We start from the raw sequence: 4,032 nt of genomic DNA, 5'->3' as shown, positions 1-4,032 counted from the left end.
GAATTTACTGTGATGGAACACTCTACCGAATAGCTGCCCACTGCGAAAATGGTGCTGGAAGAGGGTACCGATATGGAGGCCGAAAGGTTCTCCGTGCCTGCGACCACCTGGCTCTGGCTCATATCCACCGTGGCCACCACGCTGCTGGGAGACAGCTTCTCCAGCTCTTCCTCGGGGCCGATCAGGGTCACGTTCGCAACCTTGGTGTCGTTCACCGTCACGTTGTAGCCATCCGGCAGATTGACAGCGCGGATATTCGCCACATTCAGGGTCCGGCTTGCAAGGCCGGTGGTGTCGAAGCTCAGGGTAATGGTCTTCACATTGTTCTTGCTTTCCACACCCTTGGGCAGGTTCACGGTGAGACTGTAGGACTTATCCAGCTCAAAGGTGGACAGATCAAAGTCGCTTACCGCCAGTTCGGTCAGGCTTTCCAGCGTCTCGGGGCGACCGCTCACCACCATGGTCTCCTGGGACAGGGTGTAGTTCAGACTATTCAGGTCAAAGCCCTCGGGCACGTTGATGAAGTTCACCGCCAGAGGCAGTTCCTTGGTCTGGTAAATGTTGATGGTCACATCCACCACCTTGGTATCCATGGTGGTGTACTGCAGGCTCAGGGACTGACCCTGGGCATCCTGCGCCTCCAGAGCAACCGTCTTGATCTTGCTTTCCGACATGTTCTCCAGGTCAGAGCTGGACTCCACACGGGCCACGATCCGGTCGATGCTGTCCACCTCACTGGCCGGGCCGCTCACGGTCACCGAGCTGGGGGAAGCCACGGTGCCCTGCAGGATGTAGCCGTCCGCGATGGTCAGATCGCTGGCCTGCACCTGTACGGTAAAGGTCTTTTCCTCCACGGAATCGAACACCACGGTGACCCGTTCATCCTTATTCACGGTGGCCTTCACCTGGCTGGCGCTATCCCGCACCAGCACACGCAGGGGAAGCGTTACCTCGCCGGGGCCGTTCACCGAAGAATAATCCGGATAAACCACAAAGTCTTCCGCCTTCAGGCCGCTCAGGTCATACCCGTTGCCCTCCAGCTTCAGAGAAACATTCTTTTGGGGATTATTCACGATATCCAGCCCTTTGCTGGTATAGCTTGTGGAGTTGTAATTAAAATCCACCGGCACATTGTAAATGGTGAAGGTGGAGTTGGGGTTGATCACCATGGTAACTACCATCCACATTGCCACCGCCAGCAGGATGGACAGCGGAATGGAAAAACGCCGGTCGTCCAGCAGAGATTTATCTTTATCCTTTTTCATTCTTTTTTCTCCAGAAAGAAGATTTTTTAGGAGTGTCCTGCTGTTCGGGAGGAACCAGCTCCTCCTGCAGCAGATTGAACAGATTCTGACGGTCCAGCCGACGGATCAGCACGCCGTTCTTTGCCAGCGAGATGATGCCGGTCTCTTCACTGACCACCACCACCACCGCGTCGGAGTTTTCGCTCATGCCCAGCGCCGCCCGGTGACGGGTACCCATATCCTTGCCGATCTCCAGATTATCCGAAAGAGGGAGCACACAGCCGGCCGCCTTCAGCATACCGTCCCGCACCACTACGGCACCGTCGTGCAGCGGGGTACCTTCGTAAAAAATGGTGCCCAGCATTTCCCGGTTCACATCGCCGTTCAGCGGGGTGCCGGTGCGGATGATCTCGGACAGATTGGTATTGCGCTCCAGCACGATCAGCGCGCCGGTGTTGGTGTCGGACAACTGCTCCGCGGCGTCGCAGATGGCCAGGCAGGCGTTCTGCCACTGGGCACGCAGGCCCGGGTCCATCCGGCGGCTGCGCAGCAGCTTGGACGCCCATTTGTCCGTGCGGCCCATCTGCTCCAGCGCCCGGCGAAGCTCCGGCTGGAACAATACCACCAGCGCCAGAATACCAACCTGCAGCACGCTGTTCATGACCCACATCACGGTGCGCAGCCCCAGGATATACGCCAGCGCATACACCGCAACCACAACAACCGCGCCCTTGGCCAGCTGTGCGGCCCGGGTCTTGCGGATCACTGCCAGCAGCTCGTAGATCACGAAGGCGACGATGGCAATATCCAGAATATTCTGCGGCTGCAGCCAGATGGACATCAAATTGCCCACAAACTGGCTGATTTCAAACCCATTCGCCACAAAAAAACCTCCTGTTTGCGTCGATCCGGCCCGTTGGTCCGGCGGCGCAGTGTTTCAAAACTCCATGTGATTTCTATATGGCGTGCCCCGGTCAGCTCTGCCGGATCACACACCATATCTGCGCATGTTACCATTGTTAGTATATCACACGCCTGCAGGCTTGAAAACCTTTTTTTGGGTCTGCCGGTCAGCGGGTGATCAGCGCCACTGCATGTACCGCGATGCCCTCACCCGCGCCGGTGAAGCCCAGCTTTTCCTCGGTGGTCGCTTTCACACTCACCTGCTCTTCGGAAATGCTGAAGGCCTCGGCCAGATTCCGGCGCATGGTGGGAATGTGGGGGGCCAGCTTGGGTGCCTGGCACAGAATGGTGGAGTCGATGTTTTCGATTTTCCAGCCCTGTTCCGCCATCAGGCGGGCCACATGCCGGACCAGCTCCAGGCTGTCCGCTCCCTTGTAAGCGGGGTCGGTGTCCGGAAAATGCTTGCCGATGTCGCCCAGCGCAGCAGCACCCAGCACCGCATCCATCACTGCGTGAGCCAGCACATCCGCATCGGAATGACCCAGCAGGCCCTTCTCGTAGGGGATATCCACTCCGCCCAGGATCAGGCGGCGGCCCTCCACCAGCTTATGTACGTCGTATCCATGGCCAATGCGCATGCTTGTCTCTCCTTTCAGGTCCTCAGGTGTGGTGATTTTATAGTTGGCGTAATCGCCCGCGGTCAGCACCACCGTCCGGCCTGCCTGCTCGAACAGCTGGCAGTCGTCGGTGATGGAATCGTCCGCCGCGTGGGCCAGCAGCTCCAGATACAGCGCCCGGTCAAAGCACTGGGGCGTCTGCACTGCGAACAGAGTCTCGCGGGGAGGAGTCCCCTTCACCCGACCGTCCTCCGCCTGCTTGATGGTGTCCTTCACCGGCACCGCCGGGGCCGCCGCACCGGTGCTTGCCGCTGCCTCCAACGCCTGCGTGATCACTGCCTCGCTCACAAAGGGGCGGGCCGCGTCATGGATAGCCACCAGCTCACCGCTGGCCGCGCTCACGCCGTTGCGCACGCTGATCGCCCGGGTGGCTCCGCCGCGCACCAGGGTCACCGGCTTTTCACAGGCAGCTGCCGCCGCACGGGCAGGGCCATCGTTCTCGCCGGTCACCAGCACGATGTCCTTCACCAGCGGGTGCCGGTCGAAGGCCCGCAGACTCATTTCCAGCACGGTGCCGCCGGAAATTCGGCAGGAAAGTTTATCAAAGCCCATCCGGCGGGAAGAACCGGCGGCCACGATCACAGCGGTAACGGTTTTATTCATGCTTGGTGCCTCCTGGCGCGGAATCGCCCGTCCTGCAAAGCGTTCCGCTTTCATTCTTTATAACAGATACATTATATCGTATCCTGCTCTAAAAATCCACCAGGTGCACACCACCCGCGCACAAAAAAAAGGCCGCCCCGGCACCATATGCCGAAACGGCCCGTTCTCTCCCCCGCCTTTTTCCCTTCTCAGGCCTGGCGCTGCTTTTTGTCCAGCCGCATCCGGTCGCTGATCATGGCCACAAACTCCGAGTTGGTGGGCTTGCCCTTGGCGTTGCTCACCGTATAGCCGAAATACTTTTGCAGGGTCTCCAGATCACCCCGGTCCCATGCCACCTCAATGGCGTGTCGGATGGCGCGCTCCACGCGGGAGGCCGTTGTGCCGAAACGCTTGGCCACCTCCGGGTAGAGGATCTTGGTCACCGCGTTGATCACATCCATGTCGCCCACGGCGATGATGATGGCCTCCCGCAGATACTGGTAGCCCTTGATGTGGGCGGGCACGCCGATCTCATGGATAATGGAGGTGACGGTGCTCTCCAGGTTCTGGCTCTCACCAGAGAGGCGCCCGGGCTCCTCCCCGCCGCTCTGGGGCTGTCCCGCCAG

Annotated in this window: 4 protein-coding genes; all 4 read right to left on the bottom strand. The window is 59.7% G+C overall.

The annotated features are described in order from the left end of the window. Nucleotides 1-1,265 (bottom strand): CdaR family protein (locus tag J7G73_RS12565; RefSeq protein ID WP_291246511.1); only part of this gene is annotated, 1,265 nt, incomplete at its 3' end. Then, nucleotides 1,252-2,127 (bottom strand): diadenylate cyclase CdaA, encoded by an 876-nt coding sequence (gene cdaA, locus J7G73_RS12560; RefSeq protein WP_291246510.1) that lies wholly within the window; start codon nucleotides 2,125-2,127, stop codon nucleotides 1,252-1,254. The genes cdaA and J7G73_RS12565, both read right to left, overlap by 14 nt. Nucleotides 2,128-2,314: 187 nt before the next feature. After that, nucleotides 2,315-3,427: a 2-C-methyl-D-erythritol 2,4-cyclodiphosphate synthase gene (ispF, locus tag J7G73_RS12555; protein ID WP_291246509.1), complete on the bottom strand. Its 1,113-nt coding sequence runs from the start codon at nucleotides 3,425-3,427 to the stop codon at nucleotides 2,315-2,317. A 188-nt stretch (nucleotides 3,428-3,615) separates the two neighbouring features. Next, nucleotides 3,616-4,032, bottom strand: a 417-nt coding sequence (locus J7G73_RS12550) for a sporulation initiation factor Spo0A C-terminal domain-containing protein (RefSeq protein ID WP_291246508.1), incomplete at its 5' end; no start/stop codon positions are given.

Origin of the sequence: Allofournierella sp., from assembly GCF_017889395.1 — a bacterium.
In the GTDB taxonomy this organism is placed as follows: Bacteria; Bacillota; Clostridia; order Oscillospirales; family Ruminococcaceae; genus Allofournierella.
The sequence above is the reverse complement of the archived record's forward strand: the minus strand, read 5'-3'. Positions and strand labels throughout refer to the sequence as shown.

What these genes read in the sequence shown, in the direction of transcription:
- ispF (WP_291246509.1), bottom strand. Translation starts at nt 3,427, where the DNA reads ATGAATAAAACCGTTACCGCTGTGATCGTGGCCGCCGGTTCTTCCCGC.